The organism is Lactobacillus sp. PSON (genome assembly GCF_052615405.1).
Genome location: NZ_JBQXFW010000015.1, coordinates 1 through 6,740 on the forward strand (window position 1 = coordinate 1; position 6,740 = coordinate 6,740).

The following is a 6,740-nucleotide window of genomic DNA, read 5'->3' on the forward strand; positions in this document are numbered from 1 at the left end:
CTTTTGGAGTATTGTTTGGTGCTAATTTGATTCCACCCATAAATTTAACATCACTTGCTTTTACATATCCATTATCCATCTTAATTACATTATTTGGATATTTAAAAGTACCATCAATTAATTTTGCTAAAGGATGATAAAATAGTTCAGCCTTATTTTCAGAAGGAATCCAGATATAAGTAAGTTTATCTACTTTGAAAGATCCTAGCTGTTTTTTGATTTTCTGACCATTATGATCTTGTACCGTGCCATTTATATTATATACATCTGCATTACTAATAAATCTGATGTATGAATAATGTTCATAATCATAAGTATACAATGGTAGTTCTTTATCTACCTTTACATCTGCATAATGCAGCCAGTTATTGGTTCCTTTTATTCGATACATTGGTGCATTTCCGGGATAAGGAGTTGAAGGGAAATAACCTGAAAACGGAGTATCTGAAAAGCGATTAACAGTAAACTTAGTTCCAACTTTTAAGTTCTTCTTTACTATTTTAAGTTGTTTATCGTCTTTGCCTTCTCCAGTATAAATTGCAGCCACGCTTGATTTAACTGTAGCAGTAGCTTCTTGTTCTTTTACAGGAGTCGGAACTTCTTTAGCTGATTTGCTCAAGTTAGCAACCTTTACATATTGCTTCTTTGGTCCACCTACACGATAGTATTTTTTACCGTTTTTAAATTTATAACTTCCACCATAAGTTGTAATTGTTGTGCCTTTTTTTAATACTTTTTTATTAGCACGCTTAGTACTTGTTGCATAAACATATGCATTTGAATCAACTTTTCTTTGAACACCGTCAATATTAGTTAATTTAATGTATTTATCTTGATATGTGATCTTGTAATAGTATTCTCCATTAATCTTAACAGGATCAGAATCAAATTCTACATCTTGATATGAAGCAAATACTGTTCCAGTATTTTTACCATCTTTATTATAAATTGCAGAATTATGCATTGTTTTTTTAGTTACCACTTTATTAGCAGCCTGAACGGTGCTAGAAGCAAATGGAGCAATCCCCATTAGTGCAACAGCTGAGATAGCTATTAACTTTTTGTTTAGTTTCATAGATTTATATCCCCCTTACTATTATGATTTATTTAATTATCTTATATTAATATTTATATTTCAATATACACAAAATCATGAATTATCTAAAAATAAATACACAGATAATTCATGATATGAACTATCTGTATTTTTGTTAATTATTTTGTAGTATTAGCTTGACGTGCTTCATAAGCAGCTTTTGCCTCTTCTGGAGTATTAGTTGGCTTTAATTTTAATCCTTGGATAAAATTAGTATCTTCAGCTTTAATATAGTTATCTTTTGTCTTAGTTTCTGCTGGTTGAGCTAAATTAGAATTAGGAGTATATGTATAAACTTCTTGGCCATTAGTTAAATGGTAAAATAACTCTGCAGTATTTTCTTGTGGTAGCCAAATATATTCCAGTTTATCCATTTTAAATATATACTTATCTGGGCTTCCCTTATATTGAAGAACACAATCTTTAGGTTCTTTTAAATCGCCATTTTCATCGTAAATATGAACATTTTTGTTTAGTGTTATAAAGGCATTCTTATTATTCATTTCAACCTGCTTTATCAAACCATGAGGTCGCTTAACAATATCGCCTGCATAAATGTATAAGTTTGTACCTTTTATATGATAAGATTCAGCTGATTGACTATGTTTAAGTCCTGCAAATTCATCTACAACTAATTTGCTACCTGTTTTCAAAACATGTGAAGTAAAGTATCCTGTTTCATCTTGAGCATAAATATGCTTTTGAGCAGATCTAGCAGGATCAGCTACTATAACTGTTGATTGAGGAACATAGACATAATATTGATTGATTTTTTCAACATTTATACATCTAATATATTTGTTTGTAGCTATTTTATAGTAAAGCTTACCTTTTATCTTTTTATATGGTAGCCAGTATAAATTTTCTTTTATTGGATTATCAATACCATTTGGAAGTGGATTTTTGAAAATATAATAGTTTCTTACTTTATTAGTTTTTTGAATTTTGTCAACAAACTTAACTTTAGATCCTTTTTTAATTAATTTATTACTGGTTCTTTGCCCCTTTGCATTATATGTATAAGATTTTGTTTTCAAAGTTAATTTATTAGTAGTTGTATCCGCTAAAGCTGGGCTTTTATACAGACCTAGTCCTATAAGTCCTATACATAATGACAATAAAATGCTTACAGAAAAAGCCTTTACTTTCATAAAATTTACCTCCATAAATTATCAATTATAACATAAAAAGGATTCAGTAATATTGAATCCCTTTTTACTCTAAGAAGTTATTATTTTACCAAGCAATTATTGTGTGATGTTGTATTGCTACCATCCTTTACATAATGATATGCATATTTTTAGTAATATTAATTACTTGTTGGAAATTCTTTATTAGGTTTAACAAGCGCACCAACTACCCAATTATCAGTTCCCTTTATTCTGTAAAAACCATCTAATTTCCATGCTGGAACAAATATATCCGCGAAAGGAACAGTTTCTTGATGTTTATCTACAACCAATTTAGTACCTTTGGCTAAGTTATTTTGTACTACTTTTCCTTCACTGTCATAAATATTTACATTATATCCATATTTTACAGTAACTGTTGTTTCCGTATCATTTGAGGTTTTACTTGCTTCATAAGTAGCTTTTGCTTCTTCAGGGGTGTTACTTGGAGTTAACTTTGTACTCTCTTCAACAAATTTCACATCATTTGCTTTTACATATGCATTATGTCCAACTTTAATAGTACTTTCCTGACTAGCTGAGTTAGTTGTAGCTGAAAAACTGGTACCAACTAGATGATAGAATAATTCAGATTTTTGTTCACTGGGAATCCAGATATAAACTAATTTATCTACTCCCATCAAACCACTTTGTTTACGTATCATTTGACCGTTATGATTTTGTACAGTTCCATCTGCATTGTAAACATCTGTAGCTTTTGAAAATTTAATGTATGACTTATAATAGTGATAATAATTGTGAACTGGCAATTCTTTAGCAGCTGAAACAGAATTACTGTAGATCCAATAATCAGTACCTTTAATATGATAAATTGCTAATTCCCAATCATCATCACCGTCGCTTCCTGTATCTGCACGTGTCCCTTGCTCTAAACGATCAACTATAAACTTCTCACCTTTCTTTGCATATTTACCAGATGGTTGGACAGCATCCTTTCCCGAAACTTCGATATATAAAGAAGTACGTGGTACATCTACAGTAACTGTTGTCTCACCATCACTTGGACTCAATTTTGAGTTATTGGTTAATGAGGTGTTATTCTTATTGGTCACGGTCGAGTTAGATGAATTAGAACTTGCAGAGGTAGTAACTGCATCACCTAAATTAGCAACTTTTACATATTGCTTAGCTGGACCACCTACTCGGTAATATCTCTTGCCATTCTTAAACTTATAGCTTCCACCATAAGTAACAATAGTAGTACCTTTTTTAACTAATCTGCGGTTAGCACGTCTTGTACTGGTTGCATAAACATAAGCATTATGTTCTACAGTACGCTCAACACCATCAATATTTGTAATCTTGATGTATTGATCCTTATCAGCAAGCTTGTAATATTGTCCACCGTTAATTTTAACGATACCAGATTCTACAACAACTTTTTGATAAGATTTGTACATTTTGCCAGTATCTTTGCCATTTTTATCGTAGACAGCTGAATTGTGCATAATAGTCTTATTAATAGTACTACTATCAGCAGCTTGTACTGTCTTAGAAGCAAATGGAGCAATCCCCATTAATGCAACAGCTGAGATAGCTGTTAATTTTTTGTTTAGTTTCATGAATTTTATCCCCTTACTATTACGATTTACTTAATTATCTTATATTAATATTTATATTTCAATATACACAAAATCATGAATTATCTAAAAATAAATACAGATAATTCATGATATGAACTATCTGTACTTTGGTTAATTATTTTGTAGTATTAGCTTGACTTGCTTCATAAGCTGCTTTTGCTTCTTCAGGGGTGTTACTTGGAGTCAATTTAATACCCATGGAGTACTTTACATCTTCAGCTTTTACATAACCATCTTTTACAGTAATTGTTGACCATTCTCCCTTTGTAGCATAAAATGACTTTCCTGCTAAATGGTAAAACAATTCAGCTTTGTTTTCCTTTGGTAGCCAAATATAAAGCAATTTATTCACTTTAATATTTCCCAATTGCTTTATAATACGTTGACCATTTCCATTAGGATCTAAAACGTTACCCTGAGCATCATAAACATCTGTATCTTTAATAAAGTTTATATAGGTATACTGTTCTTTAAAAATGTTATGTTCAGGAATTTTTTTAGTAGCTTTTACATAATTTTCATTTATCCATTTATCGGTACCTTTGATATGATAATAACTTGGTTTTACGCCTGTATCTTCATCTTCAGATGAATTCTGTGACATCTTATTATATTCTAAGCGATCAACAGTAAACTTAGTCCCTACAGCTAGTGCCTTTCCAGAATCCATAGGATTGCCATACTTATTTGGCATTACAAGTTTAGTTGGTGAAACAACTGTTACTGTAGTTTCCTCATTATTTGTATCTATTGATTGGGTAGAATTATTTACATTTGATGCAGCTTCTGATTGAGTAGAATTATTTGTATTTGCAACTTCATTACCTAAATTGGCAACTTTTACATATTGCTTAGCTGGTCCACCTACTCGGTAATATCTCTTGCCATTCTTAAACTTATAGCTTCCACCATAAGTAACAATAGTAGTACCTTTTTTGACTAATTTGCCGTTAGCACGTCTAGTACTGGTTGCGTAAACGTAAGCATTATGTTCAACTGTACGCTCAACACCATCAATGTTAGTTGCTTTAATGTATTGATTTTTGCCAGTTAATTTGTAATATTGACTACCATGATTTCAACTGTGTCTGGATCTACAGTAATTTTTTGGTATGATGAATATGTTTTTCCAGTATTTTTACCATTTTTATCGTAGACAGCTGAATTGTGCATAATAGTCTTATTAATAGTACTGCTGTTGGCAGCTTGCACTGTATAATTTGAGACAACTAATGGAGCAATCCCCATTAGTGCAACAGCTGAGATAGATGTTAATTTTTTATTCAGTTTCATGAATTTATATTCCTTTACTATTACGATTTATTTAATTATCTTATTTTAGAGAATATAATTTAAGTTAAAAAAGAGCATTAACTTACTGAGTTTATGCTCTTTTATTTCATTAAATTTTAGCGGTTAATTATCTAATGTAACTTCAGAAGCTAAAATCCAATTATACTTTCCTAAATTTTTTCCTGAAAGTTTGTAAAACTTTGCTGGTTGACCATTTTGTTGTGGAAACTTATCACTGAAGGAAGTGGTTTCTAACTTAACTACAGCTAAAGGTGTACCCTTTTTCAATCCAGTTGCTACGGCATTACCTTGATCATCGTAAAGAGAAGCACCGGTATCTATTGATACTCTAACTTGCTTTACCTCTTGTGAAGGAACTGAAGCTTCTACTTGCTTAGTAGCTTCTCCTGAATCATAAAAAGCTTTGGCCTCTTCTGGAGTGTTACTTGGAGCTAGTTTAATTCCACCTGAAAATTCAACATCACTGGCTTTTACATAGCTATTGTTCATATTAATCCAGCTGTTTGCTTTCTTTGAAGTACTATCAATTTTCTTAGCTACAGGATGGTAGAATAATTCAGCTTTATTTTCACTTGGTACCCAAATGTACATAAGTTTGTCTACTCTAAAAGTACCAAGTTGTTTTCTAATCTTTACATCATTGGTGGTTTGTAAACTACCATCTAACTTATATACATCAGTATCTTTATTGAAAGTTATATATGTAGATTGTTCTCCAAAAATATCATGATTAGGAATTTTTTTAGTAGCTTTTACATAATCTTCATTTATCCATTTATCCGTACCTTTAATATGATAATAACTAGGACGTACTCCTCTATTATCATCTTGAATAGTATTCTCTGACATCATATTGTACTCTAGGCGATCGACGGTAAACTTGGTCCCTACAGCTAGTGTCTTACCAGAACTAATAGGATTGCCATACTTATCTGGCACTACAAGCTTAGTTGGTGAAGTAACTGTCACTGTAGTTTCTTCTTGAGCAGTATTTGTCGTAGAATTAATATTCTTATCTTTTACAACATCACCTAAATTGGCAACTTTTACATATTGCTTAGCTGGTCCACCTACTCGGTAATATCTCTTACCATTCTTAAACTTATAGCTTCCACCATAAGTAACAATAGTAGTACCCTTTTTAACTAATTTGCTGTTAGCACGTCTTGTACTGGTTGCGTAAACATAAGCATTGTGTTCAACTGTACGTTTAACACCATCAATATTAGTTGCTTTAATGTATTGATTTTTGCCAGTTAATTTGTAATATTGACTTCCATTAATTTCAACTGTGTCTGGATCTACAGTGATCTTTTGGTATGATGAATATGTTTTTCCAGTACTTTTACCATTTTTATCATAAACAGCTGAATTGTGCATAGTTGTTTTAGTAATTGAAACATTTGCAGCTTGGACCGTTTTAGAAGCAAATGGAGCAATTCCCATTAGTGCAGCAGCTGAGATAGTTGTTAATCTTTTATTTAGTTTCATGAATTTTATCCCCTTACTATTACGATTTATTTAATTATCTTATATTAATATTTATATTTCAATATA

General features: G+C 31.2%; 5 protein-coding genes and 2 pseudogenes. All 7 read right to left on the reverse strand.

Features of this window, described 5'->3' with window-relative positions; genetic code table 11:
- Window positions 1-1,075: SLAP domain-containing protein (locus ACTHPI_RS09315; RefSeq protein ID WP_445353859.1), on the reverse strand; the 1,075-nt coding region annotated here is incomplete at its 3' end.
- Window positions 1,076-1,215: 140 nt separating this feature from the next.
- Complete coding sequence (locus tag ACTHPI_RS09320; RefSeq protein ID WP_445353860.1) at window positions 1,216-2,247, reverse strand: SLAP domain-containing protein; 1,032 nt, start codon at window positions 2,245-2,247, stop codon at window positions 1,216-1,218.
- Between the two features lie 437 nt (window positions 2,248-2,684).
- A pseudogene (locus tag ACTHPI_RS09325) lies at window positions 2,685-3,848 on the reverse strand (SLAP domain-containing protein); the annotation flags it as partial.
- Between the two features lie 136 nt (window positions 3,849-3,984).
- On the reverse strand, window positions 3,985-4,539 hold the full coding sequence (locus ACTHPI_RS09330) for a hypothetical protein (protein ID WP_445353861.1): 555 nt from the start codon (window positions 4,537-4,539) through the stop codon (window positions 3,985-3,987).
- Between the two features lie 189 nt (window positions 4,540-4,728).
- A pseudogene (locus ACTHPI_RS09335) lies at window positions 4,729-4,902 on the reverse strand (SLAP domain-containing protein); the annotation flags it as partial.
- Window positions 4,903-4,919: 17 nt separating this feature from the next.
- On the reverse strand, window positions 4,920-5,162 hold the full coding sequence (locus ACTHPI_RS09340; protein ID WP_445353862.1) for an SLAP domain-containing protein: 243 nt from the start codon (window positions 5,160-5,162) through the stop codon (window positions 4,920-4,922).
- Between the two features lie 123 nt (window positions 5,163-5,285).
- Window positions 5,286-6,674 (reverse strand): SLAP domain-containing protein, encoded by a 1,389-nt coding sequence (locus ACTHPI_RS09345; protein ID WP_445353863.1) that lies wholly within the window; start codon window positions 6,672-6,674, stop codon window positions 5,286-5,288.
- Window positions 6,675-6,740 lie beyond the last annotated feature (66 nt).

Bases quoted from the DNA above. Each gene is read 5' to 3' on its own strand.
- ACTHPI_RS09330 (WP_445353861.1), bottom strand. From the start codon at position 4,539: ATGGATTCTGGAAAGGCACTAGCTGTAGGGACTAAGTTTACTGTTGAT.
- ACTHPI_RS09320 (WP_445353860.1), bottom strand. From the start codon at position 2,247: ATGAAAGTAAAGGCTTTTTCTGTAAGCATTTTATTGTCATTATGTATA.
- ACTHPI_RS09340 (WP_445353862.1), bottom strand. From the start codon at position 5,162: ATGAAACTGAATAAAAAATTAACATCTATCTCAGCTGTTGCACTAATG.
- ACTHPI_RS09345 (WP_445353863.1), bottom strand. From the start codon at position 6,674: ATGAAACTAAATAAAAGATTAACAACTATCTCAGCTGCTGCACTAATG.